The 18,599-nt window shown below is 44.1% G+C and carries 13 protein-coding genes and 4 tRNA genes; 12 read left to right on the top strand and 5 right to left on the bottom strand.

Going from position 1 to position 18,599, the window contains the following annotated elements:
• Positions 1-135 precede the first annotated feature (135 nt).
• Positions 136-903: a nucleotidyltransferase gene (locus R7Q41_RS16965; protein WP_047103288.1), complete on the top strand. Its 768-nt coding sequence runs from the start codon at positions 136-138 to the stop codon at positions 901-903.
• Here R7Q41_RS16965 and R7Q41_RS16960 read toward each other — a convergent pair.
• Complete coding sequence (locus R7Q41_RS16960; RefSeq protein WP_318144596.1) at positions 900-3,263, bottom strand: DNA polymerase II; 2,364 nt, start codon at positions 3,261-3,263, stop codon at positions 900-902. The two genes, R7Q41_RS16965 and R7Q41_RS16960, sit on opposite strands and share 4 nt — an antisense overlap.
• A gap of 427 nt (positions 3,264-3,690) precedes the next feature.
• On the opposite strand from R7Q41_RS16960, the gene uvrY reads away from it, so the two are divergent.
• The 10 genes from uvrY (at position 3,691) to nspC (ending at position 13,949) form a co-directional block, all read left to right on the top strand.
• On the top strand, positions 3,691-4,335 hold the full coding sequence (gene uvrY, locus R7Q41_RS16955) for a UvrY/SirA/GacA family response regulator transcription factor (protein WP_005386783.1): 645 nt from the start codon (positions 3,691-3,693) through the stop codon (positions 4,333-4,335).
• Position 4,336: 1 nt separating this feature from the next.
• The gene (uvrC, locus tag R7Q41_RS16950; protein ID WP_169628535.1) at positions 4,337-6,169 is read left to right on the top strand and encodes an excinuclease ABC subunit UvrC; all 1,833 of its coding nucleotides are present in this window, start codon (positions 4,337-4,339) and stop codon (positions 6,167-6,169) included.
• A gap of 46 nt (positions 6,170-6,215) precedes the next feature.
• Entirely contained in the window at positions 6,216-6,773 is a 558-nt protein-coding gene (pgsA, locus tag R7Q41_RS16945; RefSeq protein ID WP_005394805.1) for a CDP-diacylglycerol--glycerol-3-phosphate 3-phosphatidyltransferase, read from the top strand.
• Positions 6,774-7,235: 462 nt separating this feature from the next.
• Positions 7,236-7,309 (top strand) — tRNA-Cys (locus R7Q41_RS16940).
• A 37-nt stretch (positions 7,310-7,346) separates the two neighbouring features.
• A tRNA-Gly gene (locus R7Q41_RS16935) sits at positions 7,347-7,422 on the top strand.
• A 77-nt stretch (positions 7,423-7,499) separates the two neighbouring features.
• Positions 7,500-7,586: transfer RNA gene (locus R7Q41_RS16930), tRNA-Leu, on the top strand.
• A gap of 13 nt (positions 7,587-7,599) precedes the next feature.
• Positions 7,600-7,675 (top strand) — tRNA-Gly (locus R7Q41_RS16925).
• 897 nt (positions 7,676-8,572) lie between these two features.
• The gene (locus R7Q41_RS16920) at positions 8,573-11,449 is read left to right on the top strand and encodes a pyridoxal phosphate-dependent class III aminotransferase (protein WP_318144595.1); all 2,877 of its coding nucleotides are present in this window, start codon (positions 8,573-8,575) and stop codon (positions 11,447-11,449) included.
• An 18-nt stretch (positions 11,450-11,467) separates the two neighbouring features.
• The gene (locus R7Q41_RS16915) at positions 11,468-12,712 is read left to right on the top strand and encodes a carboxynorspermidine synthase (RefSeq protein WP_012841628.1); all 1,245 of its coding nucleotides are present in this window, start codon (positions 11,468-11,470) and stop codon (positions 12,710-12,712) included.
• A gap of 103 nt (positions 12,713-12,815) precedes the next feature.
• Positions 12,816-13,949, top strand: a complete 1,134-nt coding sequence (nspC, locus tag R7Q41_RS16910; RefSeq protein ID WP_005386789.1) for a carboxynorspermidine decarboxylase — start codon at positions 12,816-12,818, stop codon at positions 13,947-13,949.
• Between the two features lie 77 nt (positions 13,950-14,026).
• Here nspC and R7Q41_RS16905 read toward each other — a convergent pair whose 3' ends face one another.
• Entirely contained in the window at positions 14,027-14,539 is a 513-nt protein-coding gene (locus tag R7Q41_RS16905; protein WP_005376814.1) for a glycine cleavage system protein R, read from the bottom strand.
• 221 nt (positions 14,540-14,760) lie between these two features.
• The gene (locus R7Q41_RS16900) at positions 14,761-15,663 is read right to left on the bottom strand and encodes a DUF3943 domain-containing protein (RefSeq protein WP_033905662.1); all 903 of its coding nucleotides are present in this window, start codon (positions 15,661-15,663) and stop codon (positions 14,761-14,763) included.
• A 191-nt stretch (positions 15,664-15,854) separates the two neighbouring features.
• Here R7Q41_RS16900 and R7Q41_RS16895 point away from each other — a divergent pair, with 191 nt between their 5' ends.
• The gene (locus tag R7Q41_RS16895; protein ID WP_042522801.1) at positions 15,855-17,087 is read left to right on the top strand and encodes a CinA family nicotinamide mononucleotide deamidase-related protein; all 1,233 of its coding nucleotides are present in this window, start codon (positions 15,855-15,857) and stop codon (positions 17,085-17,087) included.
• Between the two features lie 96 nt (positions 17,088-17,183).
• Here R7Q41_RS16895 and yfaE read toward each other — a convergent pair whose 3' ends face one another.
• Both yfaE and nrdB read right to left on the bottom strand, forming a co-directional pair.
• Positions 17,184-17,465, bottom strand: coding sequence for a class I ribonucleotide reductase maintenance protein YfaE (yfaE, locus tag R7Q41_RS16890; protein WP_005376817.1), 282 nt, complete (start codon positions 17,463-17,465; stop codon positions 17,184-17,186).
• Positions 17,465-18,598 (bottom strand): class Ia ribonucleoside-diphosphate reductase subunit beta, encoded by a 1,134-nt coding sequence (nrdB, locus tag R7Q41_RS16885; RefSeq protein WP_064368593.1) that lies wholly within the window; start codon positions 18,596-18,598, stop codon positions 17,465-17,467. Before nrdB ends, yfaE begins: the two co-directional genes overlap by 1 nt.
• Position 18,599 lies beyond the last annotated feature (1 nt).

Genomic DNA, 18,599 nt, shown 5'->3' with positions numbered 1-18,599 from the left:
GCCTAGCATTAAAATTCATTGCAGAAATTTGTTGTTACTCCCATGACTAAACACCTGAATGGACTTGATTCGGTGAGTCGGCTAAGAGAACATATAGCCCAACTTCTTGAACCATCTGAGAACACGTTTTAAGTCATGTCTCTGCCTCTTATCGATCCTAAACAACCATTTCAACCAGAGTTTGCGCCTTTAATTAGGGAAGTCACCGCTTGTCTCAAAGGTGGATTGGGGCAAAACTTACACAGCGTTTATGTATACGGTAGTGTTGCTCGTAAAACAGCGATCGTTGGGAAGTCGAACTTAGACCTGGTTGTCGTTACTCAATCATCCTTTGAGCACAATCGCGCGACTTTGCTCAACACAATTAAGTGGCGTGCGCAGCAGAGTTACCCTCACGTTAATGGTGTATCGGTCCGTACAGCCTTAGTGAGTGAAGTGGCTAATTTAGACAGTATTTTCACTTGGGGCTTTATGCTTAAGCATTGCTGTGTCTGTGTTTATGGTGATGATCTAGCAGACTGTTTTGGTGATTACGTCCCAAGTTGGGAAATTGCTAAGCACTGGAATATGGATGTGGAAGATTGGATTACGGTGTATCGCAAAAAAATCGTACAAGCGAAGACGATAGAAGAGCAGGTGGCCGCCCAGCGCGTGATTGCTAAAAAGTTACTAAGAGCGTCATACTCTTTGGTGATGTATCGAGATAAACGTTGGTTTGATGACCCTATACAATGTGGCAAGGTATTCTTAACTTATCATCCTGAAAAGCAGCTTGAGATCGAGCGGCTAGAAATTTTACTTTCTGGCCGGGGTATTCCCAAGCGTTCTGTTATCGGGCTAATTGATGCGTTTGGTGATTGGTTAGTCAAACAGTACCAGAAAACAGAGTTTCGTATCGGCTAAAACAACCCCATTTGTGGCGCTGAAAGCCTGTCAAAGTCCGTCCCAATGAAAGGGAGAATCGCATCCGCAACGGGTTTGAGTTGTTTATCAATGTAATGTTGATAATCAATCGGGCTATTGAGGTACTCATAAGGTTCAGGGCCGTTCACGGTAATAATGTATTCAATTCGCCCTTTGTTTTGATACTGTAATGGGCGGCCAAGCTTGGCATTTATCTCATCGGCTAAACGAGCTGCACGCACTTGTGGCGGGACGTTCTTCTGATACTCATGCAGTTTTCTTCGCAGTCGCTTTTGATACACCAACTGTTCATCAAATTCACCGTTGTTAGTTTTCTCAACCATCTCTCGGACATAGTCGCTTGGATCTTCACCATGGAAAATCATGCTATAGAGTGTATTTTGAAATTTCTGTGCTAACGAGGTCCAGTCAGTACGGGCACTTTCTAACCCTTTAAATACAATCCGTTCTTGCTTTCCTTCACCGATTAAACCCGCATAGCGCTTTTTCGAGCCAGTTTCTGCGCCACGAATCGTTGGCATAAGGAATCTGCGATAATGGGTTTCATACTCGATTTCCAACATAGATGTTAGGTTGTACTCAGAACGCAGGTGTTCTTGCCACCAAGAGTTGATGTAATCAACTAATTGATTTCCAACAGCGTCAGCTTCTACTTGACTGTATGGTCGATTCAACGACACGAATGTGGAATCCGTATCGCCGTAAATCACTTGATATCCTTGCTCCTCGATCAGCACCTTAGTTTGCTTCATGATTTCATGTCCGCGCATGGTAATACTAGAAGCTAACCGAGTATCAAAGAAACGACATCCCGATGAGCCCAGTACGCCATAAAAGGAGTTCATGATGATTTTGATTGCCTGAGAAAAAGCTTTTTCATTGTTCTTCTTTGCCACATCACGTGCTGCCCAAAGCTTTTCAATCATTTCTGGTAAAAAGTGTTTCGTACGATGGAACTGCCCACCGCGAAAGCCAGGTACAGCCTGATTTTCTTCTTTTCCAATATCGAGCAATAACCCCTCAACTAAACCCATAGGATCAATCAAGAAAGAGCGAATAATCGATGGATATAGACTCTTAAAATCCAATACTAAAACAGAATCATATAGGTTAGGGATGGAGTCCATCACGTAACCGCCGGGGCTGGCAATCCAATTTTCAGGGTGTAGGTTCGGAGCAACGTAGCCAGCTCGGTGTATCTGAGGCATGTATAGGTTTGTGAATGCTGCAACCGAACCGCCGACACGATCCAGTTCGACACCAGTGAGACGAGAGCGCTCTATTGCAAAGTCGAGCAGGTGAGTGTGATTGAAAATCTTATTCACTAACATGCAGTCTTGTAAATTATATTTAGCCAGCGATGGTTTGTCGGAGCGGTACATACGATTGATCTCATCCATGCGGTCATGAACGTTGTGGATTTCTTTCCCTTCCCCTAAGAGTTCTTGAGATACAGACTCTAATGACCAAGACCGAAAGTGATAAGTCGCCGTTTTTAACGTATCGATACCGTCCATTACAACTCGCCCTGGAATGGAGATAAACCCTTGTTGGCTTTGAGATGAACTTCTGAAAAAGCTGGCTTGGTCTGCTCTACCAAGCATTAGCTTCATGTTGTGCCATTCTGCTCGTTTGTGTAGCAGACGAAAGTCAAAATCAATGACGTTCCAACCGACAATGACATCGGGGTCGAATTGTTTAAACCAAACGATGAGTGCTTCTAGAAGCGCTTTTTCATCCTTAACCCACTGTATCGGTGTCTCCGAAGGTTCTGGTTCTCCGATCATGATAACGCGGGAATCCATGACGCTGTCTAATCCGATTGAGTAAAGAATGCCTTTCTCAGAGCATTCTAGATCTAACGAGACAACGTTTAACTTCGGCTCATATTGCCCCGCACGGCATTTTGCGCTCTGGACGCGTTGGTAGCCATTGGTGCGAGTCACATTGCCTGTAAACTCGATACTGCCTTTGATAAAACGCTCCATTAGGTAGCGATCGGCGAGGCGAATATCACTTTCATACGTAGTGATATCTTTTTGAGCGAATGTGTCTTTGAGTGCGAGAGCGTCTTTGGTTACATTGGTATAGCAGGCAGCAAGAGGCGTATGTTCAAACGTTTTGAGATCCAAAAGGCGGATGTCGACGAATATGTTTTTTTCTCGTGCGAGTGTCTTTGCTTGCTCTGAGTGTTTCTGAGCGATGAAAAAGACTGGCTTCTCACCATTAATAAGTAACTGAGTAGGACCTGCTTCTGTCGAAAGCCACAGCTCGATTTGAGTTTGACCTTTGATGTCTCGTGCCTGTCGAGTTAGCAGGAAGCCTTGTTGAATATTCAAATGTGAGAAACCTTAGAAAACTTGAAGAACGTTAGTTTAACACTAAGAACTGTGAAAATAACCAGTAAAGAAAGCGTCTCAAATTTTTGCTGGAATTAGTGATTACAAGTTAGTCTTTGGTGCAAGAGGGACAGTGTCATTTTAAGTTATAGCGTGTTTCTCTGGGCAATATGAAACCTAGTTACTTGATTTATTGTACTTAATGTTGTTAATTGTCTTTTCTTAGATTTCGGTTCTGCTCATCACGCTCTAAAATAATAGAGTGGTTTATGAATAAGTTCTTGCTAAAGTTTGCGTTTCAGCACATATTCATAGAAAGCAATTTTTTGTCGATTACGTTAGTATATAGGCAGTCATACTGATATCCACATTTAACAAATAATGGTTATGTGGGTGCAGAACCAATACAAAGTGTGGAGATACAAGTTTGATAAATGTTTTCCTTGTAGATGATCACGAGCTGGTTCGCACAGGGATACGACGTATTATTGAAGACGTCCGTGGAATGAACGTAGCAGGAGAAGCTGACAGCGGTGAAGATGCAGTAAAATGGTGTCGCAGTAATCATGCTGACGTCGTTTTAATGGACATGAACATGCCAGGAATTGGCGGCTTGGAAGCCACTAAAAAAATTCTTCGCGTGAATCCTGATGTGAAAATCATCGTACTTACCGTTCATACAGAAAACCCGTTTCCAACCAAGGTGATGCAGGCAGGTGCGTCTGGTTATTTAACCAAAGGTGCTGGCCCTGACGAAATGGTGAATGCGATTCGTGTAGTTAATAGTGGGCAGCGTTACATCTCGCCAGAGATTGCGCAGCAGATGGCATTGAGTCAATTTTCTCCAGCCTCTGAGAACCCTTTTAAAGACTTATCCGAACGTGAATTGCAGATCATGCTTATGATCACCAAAGGCCAAAAGGTAACGGATATTTCTGAGCAACTTAATTTAAGTCCAAAGACAGTCAACAGCTATCGCTACCGACTCTTTAGTAAATTGGACATTAATGGTGACGTTGAGTTAACTCACTTAGCGATTCGCCACGGAATGCTGGACACCGAGACCCTTTAGCGTGAATCCTCCCTTCGATTCGGCTTCCTTTCTCAAGACAGTAACTCATCAGCCCGGCGTTTACAGAATGTACAACGCCGGCGCTGTTGTAATCTACGTAGGTAAAGCCAAAGACCTTAAAAAGCGCCTTTCAAGCTACTTTCGAAAGAAAGTAGACAGTGAGAAAACTCGCGCGCTTGTCAGTAATATCGCCAAAATAGACGTCACGGTGACTCACACTGAGACAGAAGCGCTGATCTTAGAGCATAACTACATCAAGCAGTATTTACCGAAATACAATGTGTTGTTGCGAGATGATAAGTCTTACCCTTATATCTTTATTAGCGGTCATAAGCACCCACGGCTTTCTATCCACCGTGGCGCTAAGAAGCGCAAAGGTGAATATTTTGGCCCCTACCCAGATTCTGGTGCAGTAAGAGAAACATTGCACTTGCTGCAAAAGATATTTCCTGTGCGCCAGTGTGAAGACACTGTCTATTCCAACCGAACGCGCCCATGTTTGATGTACCAAATTGGTCGTTGTGCAGGACCATGCGTTAATACCATCATTTCTGATGAAGAATATGCAGAGTTGGTTGGCTTTGTGCGCATGTTTTTGCAAGGCAAAGATCAGCAAGTACTCAAACAGTTGATTGAGAAAATGGAAGTTGCTAGTCAGCAATTGCGCTTTGAAGATGCCGCTAAATTTCGCGATCAAATCCAAGCGATTAGGCGTGTTCAAGAGCAGCAGTACGTCTCAGAAGACAGCATGGATGATATGGATGTACTCGGGTTTGCTCAGGAGAATGGTATCGCGTGTATCCATATCCTGATGATACGCCAAGGCAAAGTGCTTGGTAGCCGTAGCCATTTTCCGAAAATCCCACAAAATACAAGCCAGCAGGAAGTGTTCGATAGTTTTCTGACTCAATACTATTTGAGCCATAACGAAGCACGTACAATTCCTTCTCGTATTATTTTGAATCAAGAGTTGGCAGAAGATATTGCGCCAATACAGAAAGCGTTAAGTGAAGTGGCAGGCCGTAAGGTTCATTTTCATACGTCGCCAACTGGCTCTCGAGCAAGGTATCTCAAGCTTTCGAACACTAATGCACTAACGGCGATTACCACCAAAATCAATCACAAAATGACGATTAATCAGCGTTTTCATGCGCTTCGCGAAACATTGAATTTGGAGTCTATAGCTCGAATGGAATGTTTTGATATCTCCCATACGATGGGGGAAAGCACGATTGCGTCATGTGTGGTGTTCAACAATGAAGGCCCCGTTAAGCAAGAGTATCGTCGCTACAACATTACTGGGATTACCGGTGGTGATGATTACGCAGCAATGGGACAAGCGTTGGAGCGCCGTTATTCGAAGCAATTGGACGTAGAGAAAATTCCCGACATCATCTTTATCGATGGCGGTAAAGGTCAGTTAAATCGTGCGCATGACATCATTTCGCAGTACTGGGGGGATTGGCCAAAGCGTCCTATCATGATTGGTATTGCAAAAGGCGTTACTCGCAAACCAGGTTTAGAAACGCTGATTACAGTCGATGGGGACGAGTTTCATTTACCAAGCGATGCTCCTGCGCTGCATCTTATCCAACATATTCGTGATGAAAGCCATAACCATGCTATAGCGGGGCACCGTGCTAAGCGAGGTAAAACCAGACGTACGAGTGCACTCGAAGGGATTGAGGGAATCGGCCCTAAACGACGTCAGGCGTTACTCAAGTACATGGGTGGGTTACAAGAACTTAAACGTGCAAGTGTCGAAGAAATCGCCAAAGTACCGGGAATAAGTCACTCTTTAGCAGAAATTATTTTCCAAGCATTGAAACAATAAGGAAAATCGCGCAACATTAAGCCGCAATGTGTAAGAGAATAATAAAATGCGTTTGAATATCCCGAACATTCTGTCTCTTCTTAGACTGTTCCTAATCCCTGTTTTTGTGGTTGTCTTTTATCTACCTTATTCATGGGCACCGTTTGCAGCAGCAATGGTGTTTTGGGTAGCGGGTTTTACTGACTGGCTTGACGGCATGTTGGCCCGTAAACTTGGCCAAACTTCTCGTTTTGGCGCGTTTATTGATCCTGTCGCTGATAAAGTGCTAGTGGCAACGGCATTGATTCTAATCACGGAACATTATCATTCAATTTGGGTGACCATTCCTGCGGTAACGATGATTGCGCGAGAAATCATTATCTCAGCATTGCGAGAATGGATGGCTGAAATCGGTAAGCGAGCAAGTGTTGCGGTATCTTGGGTTGGCAAAGTAAAAACTGTTTCGCAAATGTTCGCCTTATGGGTGTTGATATGGCGTTACGATGAATGGATGGTTTGGCTAGGCTTTGCGGCCTTGTATGTGGCAACTTTCTTGACATATTGGTCAATGATTCAATATTTGGCTGCTGCGAAAGACGATCTGTTGAATGAAGAGCACCATTAAATTCTGATGTTAGAAAGCAGGCTTAGTAGCCTGCTTTTTTGTATCTAAGGCAATCTACAGCATTTTTTGCTTCTCTCGCTTTTCAATGCTTGTTAACGGCCATGCTTGCAATTTGTATCTGGGGCTTTTGCTTCGATAGAGTTCCATTTGTGATCTAAGTCTTGTTTTTGTCCTTGGAGAGTCTTAGAGAGGCGAGTCTTCTGATTATTAATACTTCAATGCACGCAACGCACGGCCAGCAGTGTAAGGCGTAGCCAAAGTTTTATGATAAACAAGTGTATTTAAGCGATTTTTAGTATTAAAACTAAGCAATCCATCGTCTTTCGCACAAATTCTAGTCAAACGATTTAAAAAAATAAAAATAGTGTTGACTCGATCGCTCGAATCCGTAGAATGCATCCCGTACCCAAGAGAGCACGGCTCAAAAGGGTTGTGAAAAAGCTTAGCTTTATTCACAAATGAGGCGCCTTGGCAGAGTGGCTATGCAGCGGATTGCAAATCCGTGGACCTCGGTTCGACTCCGGGAGGCGCCTCCATTATTCTTTTGAGAGTGAATGGCTTTCGAGAATAAATGCGACACTAGCTCAGTTGGTAGAGCGCAACCTTGCCAAGGTTGAGGTCACGAGTTCGAACCTCGTGTGTCGCTCCAAGTTTTATTGATATGGCATTAGCGGTATCAGATGGTGTTTTACTTTTCTGTAAAGGCATCACAAAGAATATTTGTGTGCCCTGGTGGTGGAATTGGTAGACACAAGGGATTTAAAATCCCTCGACGTTCGCGTTGTGCCGGTTCAAGTCCGGCCCGGGGCACCATCTCATATTAAATGCGACACTAGCTCAGTTGGTAGAGCGCAACCTTGCCAAGGTTGAGGTCACGAGTTCGAACCTCGTGTGTCGCTCCAGATTTAAGGCCTAACATGAAAATGTTAGGCCTTTTTCGTATTTTTTGAAAATCTCAAACTTCTTTTCTGTCACAGGCTTCGTTAAGTAACGAACCCTTTGTCTCATTGACTCAAGTGATTGTTCATTCTGCCATTGCAAAGCATCTTAGCCATTCCTACTAGTCTATGTTTAAACCATCACTTGTGGAGAATAACTACTCTTGATCCAGGCAAAGCTGTGACGAGAATGCTATCTTTTTAAATGTTCCGGATATAGAAAGGAATGTTTTACGATTAAGCAGCACAACCTTAAACCTCTGTTAGATGAGGTGATGATATCTCAAGAATATTTGTTTAAATAACAGCTATTTGAGAGAAGCAGAAAAGCATAGCTCATGAATATGAACATGTGAGTTGCAATGGGGTATGTTTTGTTGTGATTTACATCACTGTTACTAATATGAAAAATCGTTGCCAGAAGATTTTATTTTGTGATAAATTCGCGCGCAATCTCGGAGCGTAATTAACAACGTTTGATCTCTGGGGGATACGCGTAGTGACCATTCAAGCTGATTGTGACACTGCGTAGGGTAGGTATCGGCAAAGCCTTTTGTCGATAGACGGGATACTAATGCTGTAAACGCGGCATATTAATGGGAAACCCAACATTGAAACCTTTGAATAAACACACACTAATCAGCTTCATACTGCCGAAATGTCCTGTTTTACAAAACGGGTGCATTACAGAACCTTGATTAATCCCTTTTACATATAAAGCCGCGAGTATCGTGGCGGATGATCTGTATTTGTCATTTATGCACTGACAAATGCGGAGGGGTATTCACACCTCCTGTAATTTCATTCTAATGATTATTAATACAGGATACAGAATTATTATAATTCAAGGGATTATGTAGTATGAGCACTGCCTTTGAAGTCGATAGCAATATCGCAAACATTTTTTCGTCTCAGGTTCCTATCGTTGAGGGAACGTATGACTTAACGCCAGATCAAGTATTGATTGATCAGGCTGAGCATGAATCTGAAGTACGTTCTTATCCACGTCGTTTGCCGATCGCAATTAAACAAGCCTTTGGGTGCTTGGTTGAAGATACGCGTGGACAGATCTTTCTAGACTGCCTTGCGGGGGCAGGCACTCTAGCTTTGGGGTATAACCATCCTGAAATAAACCAAGCGCTGAAAGAACAATTAGATTCAGGACTGCCATATCAGACGCTAGATATTGCAACATCAGCAAAAACGACGTTTATTCAATCTGTTAAGTCTTTTCTTCCTCAAGAGTTAAGCGAGAACAGCGTTATCCAATTTTGTGGCCCGTCTGGAGCTGATGCGGTTGAAGCTGCTATCAAGCTCGCGAAACAGACTACCGGTCGCAACACTATGTTTGCCTTCCGTGGCGCATACCATGGTATGACTAATGGTACGATGGGGATGATGGGTAACTTAGGCACCAAAGCTCGTCGAACTGGTTTGATGTCGGATGTGCACTTTATGCCTTTCCCATACAACCTGCGTTGTCCTTTTGGGCTTGGCGGTGATGAAGGTGCGAAAGCAAGTATTCGCTATATCGATCGTCTTTTAAACGATGATGAGTCAGGCATTATGAAGCCTGCCGCGATTATCGTGGAGCCAGTGCAAGGTGAGGGTGGTGTTGTTCCTGCGCCAGCATTCTGGCTACGAGAGTTACGTCGTATTTGTGATGAACACGGTATCTTACTGATCTTCGATGAGATCCAGTGTGGTGTTGGTAAAACTGGCTACAATTTCGCGTTCGAAGAGTCGGGCATTGTTCCAGATATTCTGTGTTTATCAAAAGCAATTGGTGGTGGCTTACCAATGTCGCTATTGATTATCAACAAGCAACATGACACATGGAAGCCGGGCGAGCACACAGGTACATTTCGTGGTAACCAGCTAGCTATGGTCTCTGGTGCGAAAGCATTAGAAATTATCCAGCGTGATAACCTTGTTGAGCATGCCAATATTGCGGGTCAGTACTTGCGCTACGGCCTTGAAAGTATTCAAAAGCGTGTGAACTGTATCGCAGAGGTTCGTGGCAAAGGTTTGATGCTAGGCGTGGAGATTAAAAATCCAGACGGTGAGCTCAATAAATTTGGTGAACCTCAAGCGGATAGTGAACTCACACTTTCTATTCAACGCGCAGCACTCGAGCGTGGCTTGATCGTTGAGAAAGGTGGACGCGAAGGCGCAGTAATTCGTTTCCTTCCTCCTCTTATCATCTCGTTTGAGCAAATCGACTTTGCTTTACGTGTATTTGAAGACGCGATTTTAGCCGCTGGCGGTAGTCACATCGAAACTCAGCCACAAGATGAATGGAAGAAGCATTTCATCCACACTGGAGAGATGGGCAGCAATGAATTTGCTTCGGTGATGAATCACACTACTACGGCAATGAAGTCAGTGTTTGAACAAGTGACTGCACCGTATTCAGGTATGGATCCAAAAGCATTGGAAGCAGCGATTCACGACGTTGATCTTGATAATGGAAATGCGCCTCTTAAAACCGTTATCGACGATGCTGCTGAGCTGGTCGCGAAAAACGCAATTTTTACTCAACATCCAGATTGTATTGCTCACCTACATACTCCACCGTTGATGCCAGCGATTGCGGCAGAGGCAATGATTGCGGCTTTGAACCAGTCGATGGACTCATGGGATCAAGCTTCATCAGCGACTTATGTTGAACAGAAAGTTGTGAACTGGCTATGCGATAAATATGAGTTAGGTGAAAAAGCGGACGGTATCTTCACGAGCGGCGGCACGCAAAGTAACCAAATGGGTTTGATGCTTGCGCGAGATTGGATTGCTGACAAACTCAGTGCACACTCAATTCAAAAGCTTGGCCTTCCTGAATACGCAGACAAGCTACGTATTGTATGTTCGAAAAAATCCCACTTCACGGTTCAAAAATCAGCCTCTTGGATGGGATTGGGTGAAAAAGCGGTCATGACCGTCGATGCTAATGCCGATGGAACGATGGATGTCACTAAGTTAGACGAAGTTCTCAATCAGGCCAAAGCAGAAGGTTTGATCCCATTTGCCATTGTTGGCACCGCGGGTACAACGGATCACGGTGCTATTGATGACTTAGACTTTATCGCCGATATCGCAGCGAAACATGACATGTGGATGCACGTCGACGGTGCATACGGTGGAGCTCTGATTCTAAGTAGCCAAAAAGCGCGTCTGAAAGGTTGTGAGCGTGCACATTCCATCAGCGTAGACTTCCATAAGCTGTTTTACCAAACCATCAGTTGTGGTGCGCTATTGGTAAATGACAAGTCTAACTTTAAATTCCTGCTTCACCATGCAGACTATTTGAACCGCGAACATGACGAACTACCGAACTTGGTGGATAAGTCTATTGCGACAACTAAGCGTTTTGATGCGCTCAAAGTGTTTATGACGATGCAAAGCGTAGGGCCAAAAGCCCTAGGCGATATGTATGATCATTTGCTTGAACAGACGCTTGAAGTGGCAGACATGATTCGAGATAACAAACACTTTGAGTTGTTGGCTGAACCATCACTGTCTACGGTTCTGTTCCGCGCGACACATGAATCAGCGGATCTTGATGAACTGAACAAAACGTTGCGCTTAGAAGCGTTAACACGCGGTATCGCGGTATTGGGTGAAACCATTGTCGACGATAAAACTGCATTGAAATTTACGATTTTGAACCCGTGTCTGACGACGGCGGACTTTGAATCTTTGCTCTCAAAAATCAATACGCTAGCGGCAGAGCTAGTTTAACAAAGGTAACGGAAAACTATGGCAATTCTACAGATTGGTGCAGGCGGCGTTGGCTGGGTAGTTGCACATAAAGCAGCACAAAACAACGACGTTCTGGGTGATATCACAATCGCATCACGTACCGTAGGTAAGTGTGAGAAAATCATCGAATCGATTCAGAAGAAAAACAATCTGAAAGATTCAACTAAGAAATTAGAAGCGCGAGCGGTAAACGCGGACGACGTAGATTCTTTAGTTGCTTTAATTAAAGAAGTACAACCTGACTTAGTGATCAACGCAGGTCCTCCTTGGGTGAACATGTCTATTATGGAAGCATGTTACCAAGCTAAAGTGTCATACCTTGATACATCTGTTGCGGTTGATTTGTGCTCTGAAGGCCAACAAGTACCTCAAGCTTACGATTGGCAGTGGGGCTACCGTGAGAAGTTTGAAGAAGCGGGCATTACAGGTATTCTTGGTGCTGGTTTCGATCCAGGCGTAGTATCGGTGTTTGCCGCATACGCAGTGAAACATCTGTTCGATGAAATCGATACTATCGACGTAATGGATGTAAACGCAGGCGACCACGGTAAGAAGTTCGCAACTAACTTTGATCCAGAAACGAACATGCTTGAGATTCAAGGCGATTCGTTCTACTGGGAAAACGGCGAGTGGAAACAAGTACCTTGTCACTCACGTATGCTTGAGTTTGAATTCCCGAATTGTGGTTCACACAAAGTGTACTCAATGGCGCACGACGAAGTTCGATCTATGCAAGAGTTCATCCCTGCGAAACGCATCGAATTCTGGATGGGCTTTGGTGACCGTTACCTAAACTACTTCAATGTGATGCGCGACATCGGTCTACTCAGCCCAGATCCACTAACGCTTCATGACGGTACGGTTGTTCAACCTTTGCACGTGCTAAAAGCACTACTACCAGATCCAACATCTCTCGCACCAGGCTACACTGGCCTAACGTGTATCGGTACTTGGGTTCAAGGTAAGAAAGATGGCAAAGAGCGCAGTGTATTTATTTACAACAACGCTGATCACGAAGTCGCATACGAAGATGTTGAACACCAAGCTATCTCATACACCACTGGCGTACCTGCGATCACTGCTGCTTTGCAGTTCTTCCGTGGCAAATGGGCAGACAAAGGCGTGTTCAACATGGAGCAGCTAGATCCTGACCCATTCCTAGAAACCATGCCATCTATTGGTCTAGATTGGCATGTTCAAGAACTGGAGCCAGGACAACCTGTTATCCATAAATTGAAGTAAGAATTTAGCGACTCTTATTTGTACGTTTAAGCCGATGCACTTGCGTCGGCTTTGTTCGATTTTATAGTGTCTTTGCTAAGGCGAAGGGACGTAAGGTATCAAAATGCAACAAAACGAACTAAAAACGCCATACTTCATGATCAATGAAGACAAGCTGATTGAGAATCTAGAGAAAGCAAAACAGCTAAAAGACATCTCTGGTGTGAAGCTTGTATTAGCACTGAAGTGCTTCTCAACATGGGGTGTATTCGACATCATCAAGCCTTACCTAGACGGAACAACAAGTTCTGGCCCGTTTGAAGTGAAGCTTGGCTACGAAACGTTCGGTGGTGAGACACACGCATACAGTGTGGGTTACAGCGAAGATGACGTTCGCGATGTGGCGGACATCTGTGACAAGATGATCTTTAACTCTCAGTCACAGCTAGCGGCTTATCGTCATATTGTCGAAGGTAAAGCATCGATTGGCTTGCGCCTGAACCCAGGTGTGAGCTATGCAGGGCAAGACTTAGCAAACCCAGCGCGTCAATTCTCTCGTCTTGGTGTTCAGGCTGATCACATCAAACCGGAAATTTTTGATGGTATTGATGGCGTAATGTTCCACATGAACTGTGAGAACAAAGACGTGGATGCGTTTATCGGCTTACTCGATGCTATTTCAGCTCAGTTTGGCGAGTACCTAGATAAGCTGGACTGGGTAAGCATGGGGGGCGGCGTGTTCTTCACATGGCCGGGGTACGATATCGAGAAGTTGGGGTTAGCACTTAAAGCGTTCTCAGAGAAACACGGCGTACAAATGTATTTAGAGCCGGGTGAAGCGATAATTACTAAGACCACTGATCTCGTTGTAACAGTGGTTGATATTGTAGAGAACGTAAAGAAGACGGCGATTGTCGATTCAGCCACAGAAGCTCACCGCTTAGATACGTTGATCTACAATGAGCCAGCGTCAATCCTTGAAGCATCTGAAAATGGTGAACATGAGTATGTGATCGGCTCGTGCTCTTGTTTGGCTGGTGACCAGTTCTGCGTGGCGAACTTCGAACAGCCTCTAGAGATAGGACAGCGTCTGCATATTCTAGATAGTGCCGGTTACACCATGGTGAAACTAAACTGGTTTAACGGTCTACGTATGCCGTCGGTCTACTGTGAACGCTCGAATGGTGACATTCAAAAACTGAATGAATTTGACTACTCTGATTTCAAACGTTCACTGTCTCAGTGGTCAGTGAAATAAAACGTATTGAGTATTAGAACGACAAAGAGCAGCTGAATTGCTGCTCTTTTTATTGGGGAAGCGTTAAAGGTATGCAGTTAGCTTTCTACAATTACACGAGTGTCTTCACTCAGAGATTCTAACTCATTGGCTATGTCTTCAATTTCTAGCTCGCTAGGTAGTTTTATCGCCATTTTAGCGCTGAATAAGCTAGAGCTTACTCCTCCGCCTCCAGCAATGAATACACGCTGACAATCCATATCTAAAATTGAGATACCTTGATTATCGAGAACGTGAGTAATTTCATTCACAATACCCGCTCTATCGTTGGCATCTAAACGAAGTTGGAAGATAGTGTCTTCACGATATGAATGAGGTTCAGAGTCGACGAACCTAACAACAAGAGTCTGACAAGAAGAGAACGCCTGTTTAACGATGTCGGCATTTTCTCTTGGAAGCTCTACTTTGATGACACCTGCAACTTGGTCTTCGATAAAGTTTACTTTGCTGATCAGCCATTTCCCGCCGTTTTCGTGTGTGATTGCAGCGAGCTCTTTAATCGTGGCGGGTGACGCTTGTCCGACAAAATTAACAATAAATACGGTGTTCATAATGTCCCCTCCTGGAATCAAGGTTTGGACGCAGTACGAATAAACGTGCTACTTAAGTTATTGGAATAAATCCTTTTATTTAGTGTAGGTGCTAAGGGCGGGTAATGTTTGATGAAAGTCAATTTTTAACACTAATTCGTGATGCAAATAATTAAAACAATGTTCAGAGCACAAAAAAGCAGCCATCGTAAGGCTGCTTTTTACCGAGTATCAACTTAGGATTAGAAGGTTACTTTTAACTCGACACCATAAAATTGACTGTCATAGTTTGCGCCTGCGTCCATGGCGAATTTTGCAACATCTTGGTTTCCAAACCAAGGTGATGAATTGAATTGTAGTTCTGCACTACCGCCCCATGCATCAGTTACCCAATAATGAATATGTCCAACAGGGTTTAAGAAGAAGAGCGAAACATCACCTGCGGTTTCAGAGCCCATAACTTCGCCGCCGTTTGCAATAATGTCTTGCTCAGCCGTTAACATCATTTCACCAACAACAGCACCAAAGAATGGTGTGATAAAAATATCCTGCCAAGATGGTACTTCTGCGAACGCCTCCACGCCATACTCCCAAAAGAACGTCGACATAGTTGCGGAGTACAAAAACGACTGAAATTCATTATAGCCAGCGTGACGTGCTGCCGTGTAGTAAACGCCGCCAAAATATGGGTGCATGATGTAGTTGAGGACATGTTCATCGCGATCCCAAACGGGGCCGTCAGAGACATTATCTTTCCACTTTTGCCCCAACTTACTCATGTCTCGGTCTTCTTCGTCCCATTTGGTGATACTTTCTGGAAGAAAAGTCATCATGCCTACGGTCGCGATACTGAGACCTAGAATGGTGTAGGTTTGACCCATCAGATAATCCCAGTCTTTATCTTGAGGGATGATGAGATGTTTAGGCTGAAGCCCTGCGTCAAGGTTTAGCGAATCATCATTATTCTGTTCATACATAACACCGCGATTTTGAGCCTCGAAGGTGTACAGAGTCGTCGTTTCGCAGTAACCTGACAAGCAATCAGGTGTGTAAGAAAACTCTGTATGACGGCTTAGGTCATAGTGACTTGCTTGCGCAAGCGCTGACGAAGCCAAGCAAAGGCCTGTTAGAGTCGTCTTGAACATGGATGATTTTGACACAAAGGTCTCCGAGTTAATGGTGTATGTTCGGGCTCGTAATTATCCCTCAAAACATCAATCATTTAAACACTTGACCCTTATTTAGTCCCAACAAACCTCGGCGAGATTTGTCCAAATAAAAAGAAAAATAAGCGCTATAACGAAAATAGGATTGTGCTTACGTTCAGGAGTCAGTTGTGAAAATAGCAATGCTTAGTACTGGTGAGGAAGTCCTCCACGGTGATATTGTTGATACTAATGCGGCATGGTTGTCTAGCCTGTTTTATCAACATGGATTTGGCTTAACAAAGCGCTCAACGGTTGGTGATAGCCTATCGAGTTTGGTTGAAGAGTTTTTAATGCTCAGCTTTAACAACGATGTGGTTATTGTTAATGGTGGTTTAGGCCCTACAACGGATGACATGAGTGCCGCCGCCGCCGCGAGAGCCGCCGATTGTAAACTGGTGCTATTCAAAGAGTGGTTGCAGCATCTAGAAAGTTTGTATGCTCGACGTGGCATCCCTATGCCGGACAGTAATTTAAAGCAAGCAATGCTGCCAGAAACGGCAGAGATATTGGACAACCCGATAGGCACTGCTTGCGGTTTCAAAATGCTGATTAATGATGCCATTTTTTATTTCACACCGGGTGTACCAAGTGAATTTAAGCTCATGGCAGAGACGCAAATTCTTCCCGATCTGAGAAGAGTGTTTCCCGATGTGCAAGGTTCATGTTGTAGCCGAATCTACACGTTTGGTCTGTCTGAATCCGGTATTTCAGATAAGCTAGATCAGCTAAAACTTCCTCAAGGCTATGAGCTAGGGTATCGCTCTTACTTGCCTTTTATTGAAGTGAAACTTTTTGGTCCTTCAGATCAGCTTGAACAGCGTTTGAAACTAGTACAGATAATTAATAAACACCTTGAGAGTAATACCGTTAGTATTGACTTACCTATGGTTGAAAATGTCGGCCAGTTGTTGGTCGATAAAGGACTAACAGTGTCGACCTCCGAAAAAAGTAGCAGGGGATACTTAACGTACTGGCTAAACAGTGATGAAAACGCTGAAAAGCAACTAGGGCATGGTTGGGTACTACCGAGCCTGACTCAGGCGATGGGCAACAGCGGAGATCCATTAGCAGAAACGTTTGCTCTGGCTGGTGCTACGCGAGAGAAGTGTGGGACGGATTTATCACTCGTCACTGGCCATATTGAAGAGGGCGTTTTTTCCGTCGCTTTATCGACACCGTCAGGCGAGTGGGGAGCGTTATATAAACTCTCGAAAAAGTATCAGCGCAGTGATCAAGTTAAAGTGATCAGCACGGCAGCACTAGACTTGTTGCGTCGCTACCTAGAACGTAAACCGATGTTTGCGCATTATGCATTTTTAGAGAAAGTTAAAGAGATGCACCTCCCGAGCAGTGCTTTATAACCAAAGCTCTCTACAGTAGTCTGAGAGACAAAAAACAGAGACAAAAAAGCCAAGGTGATTACCTTGGCTTTTGCATTTTATACCGTCGAGTCAACGTTATGCGCGCTGCTTTTCTTTCATCGCGTAGTTAACGCCGCTAAGTGACAAATCTGATTTTGCTTTACAGATACAAGGTAATATTTCATCACTTTGTGTGTAAGCCATGGCAAAACCAACATACTCCACTTCACCAGACTCCAATTTGCAGCGACAGGCGCCGCAGTGCCCATCACGGCAGTTGTATTCTGGTAATAGGCCAGCTTGCTCCATTGTTTCCAAAATCGTATTGGAAGGGTTGGATTCAATGCTGATCAGTTTGTTGATTTTGAGTGTTGCCATTACAACTCGAATCCTTCGAAGTCATCTGCGCGAACTTCATTGTCAATTTGACCCACAAGGTAAGAAGAGATTTCTGCTTCTTGAGGCGCAACTTGAACGTTATCTGAAGACAACCAAGCGTTAATCCATGGAATTGGGTTGGTTGTTGCTTTTGGATACGCTGCTGGTAGACCTACCGCTTGCATACGAATATTTGTGATGTATTCAACGTATTGGCTTAGGATGTCTTTGTTTAGACCGATCATAGAGCCATCTTTGAATAGATACTCTGCCCACTCTTTTTCTTGCTCAGCCGCTTCTTTGAATAGGTCAAAACAGTCCTGTTTTGCCTCTTCTGCGATTTGCATGAAAGTGAAGTCATCTTGACCGTTACGTAGCAGGTTGATCATGTGCTGCGTGCCGTTTAAGTGAAGTGCTTCGTCACGAGCGATCAGCTTGATGATTTTCGCGTTACCTTCCATTAGTTCGCGTTCTGCGAAAGCGAAAGAACATGCGAAACTGACGTAAAAACGAATAGCTTCTAGTGCGTTAACAGACATCAAACAGATGTACAGCTTCTTCTTAAGATCGTACAGACTAACCTTAACCGTTTCACCGTTAAGGACATGCTCACCTTCACCGTAGCGATGGTAATCATTCGTCGCTTGAATCAAATCGTCGTAGTAGTGCGCGATGTCTTTTGCACGCTTCAGAATGTGCTCGTTCTCAACGATATCATCAAACACTACAGCAGGGTCGTTCACGATGTTACGAATAATGTGTGTGTAAGAACGAGAGTGAATCGTTTCAGAGAAAGACCAAGTCTCAATCCAAGTCTCTAGTTCTGGCAGAGACACAAGCGGCAGCAGTGCCACGTTAGGGCTGCGGCCTTGGATAGAGTCAAGAAGCGTTTGGTACTTCAAGTTAGAGATGAAGATGTGCTTCTCGTGATCTGGCAGTTTGTTGTAATCGATACGGTCGCTAGATACGTCTACTTCTTCTGGACGCCAGAAGAAAGAAAGTTGTTTCTCGATAAGTTTTTCGAAAATCTCAAACTTTTGTTGGTCGTAACGTGCAACGTTTACTGATTGACCTAGGAACATTGGTTCCTTCAATTGGTCATTCTTTTTTTGGTTAAAAGTACTGTAAGCCATA

This window comes from Vibrio sp. 2096, from assembly GCF_033339595.1.
In the GTDB taxonomy this organism is placed as follows: domain Bacteria; phylum Pseudomonadota; class Gammaproteobacteria; order Enterobacterales; family Vibrionaceae; genus Vibrio; species Vibrio alginolyticus.
This window is presented reverse-complemented; position numbering and strand designations above follow the sequence as displayed.

Excerpts from the sequence above, each read along its gene's own strand:
- R7Q41_RS16965 (WP_047103288.1), top strand. The coding sequence starts at position 136 with ATGTCTCTGCCTCTTATCGATCCTAAACAACCATTTCAACCAGAGTTT.
- pgsA (WP_005394805.1), top strand. The coding sequence starts at position 6,216 with ATGCGTTTGAATATCCCGAACATTCTGTCTCTTCTTAGACTGTTCCTA.
- R7Q41_RS16920 (WP_318144595.1), top strand. The coding sequence starts at position 8,573 with ATGAGCACTGCCTTTGAAGTCGATAGCAATATCGCAAACATTTTTTCG.
- R7Q41_RS16915 (WP_012841628.1), top strand. The coding sequence starts at position 11,468 with ATGGCAATTCTACAGATTGGTGCAGGCGGCGTTGGCTGGGTAGTTGCA.
- nspC (WP_005386789.1), top strand. The coding sequence starts at position 12,816 with ATGCAACAAAACGAACTAAAAACGCCATACTTCATGATCAATGAAGAC.
- R7Q41_RS16905 (WP_005376814.1), bottom strand. The coding sequence starts at position 14,539 with ATGAACACCGTATTTATTGTTAATTTTGTCGGACAAGCGTCACCCGCC.
- R7Q41_RS16900 (WP_033905662.1), bottom strand. The coding sequence starts at position 15,663 with ATGTTCAAGACGACTCTAACAGGCCTTTGCTTGGCTTCGTCAGCGCTT.
- yfaE (WP_005376817.1), bottom strand. The coding sequence starts at position 17,465 with ATGGCAACACTCAAAATCAACAAACTGATCAGCATTGAATCCAACCCT.
- nrdB (WP_064368593.1), bottom strand. The coding sequence starts at position 18,598 with ATGGCTTACAGTACTTTTAACCAAAAAAAGAATGACCAATTGAAGGAA.